The sequence below is a fragment of the Pseudoalteromonas sp. SG43-7 genome (assembly GCF_014164295.1).
GTDB classification, from domain to species: Bacteria; Pseudomonadota; Gammaproteobacteria; order Enterobacterales; family Alteromonadaceae; genus Pseudoalteromonas; species Pseudoalteromonas rhizosphaerae.
Genome location: NZ_JACJEY010000164.1, coordinates 1 through 697 on the forward strand (window position 1 = coordinate 1; position 697 = coordinate 697).

Consider the following 697-nt stretch of genomic DNA (forward strand, 5'->3'; position numbering starts at 1 on the left):
CTGTACTGCGCATAGCTTTTTTCTGTTTTGCGGGCATGCCTTTATTAAAGCTTGTTTCTGCTTTTAGCTGATTAAATGCGATGTGTCTCAGCCCCGCAAATACAGGTGCTGCACCTTCACGCCTAATTCGGCAATCATCTTCTTTAAATCCGACATCTAAACGCCAATGTAATCCATTCTCTATTTGCCAATGTTGCCGTGCAGATCTTGCGAGTTCTTCCGCCGATAAATATGCTGAACTGATGTAGTATCTATAGCATAACTCATTGCTTACTTTGTTTTTTTCTTTCCTATAAGAAACAATAACTCCCACTGTTTTGGCATCTTTCCAATTGCTCGTTTCTGATAAATCACTTACGTTATGACTAACAGCACAACACCTGAATTCTTCTCTGTTTTTATGATAATCGGCTTCATTAAACAAAACTCCTTCGGACGCTTGTCGTGTGACCTCAGGTAATAAAGCATTCTCTATTTGTGACAGCAGTCCTTTATGGTTCGCTTTTACTGCAAGTAGGTAATCGGCTTGTTTATCCACTATTGTCTCTGCAATTGATTTTTGACACCCCATCGCGTCAATCGTGACTAAGCAGCCTTTTATCTCCAGTAATTCAAGAAGCTCTGGTAACGCTGTTATTTCATTCGACTTTTTATCAACAGGGCATTGCGCCAAAACAACACCATTTTCGCACGCAAA

1 protein-coding gene is annotated in these 697 nt (G+C 40.3%); it reads right to left on the minus strand.

Going from position 1 to position 697, the window contains the following annotated elements:
- On the minus strand, positions 1 to 697 hold a 697-nt coding region (locus H5200_RS23305; RefSeq protein WP_182762865.1), incomplete at both ends, for an ISAs1 family transposase.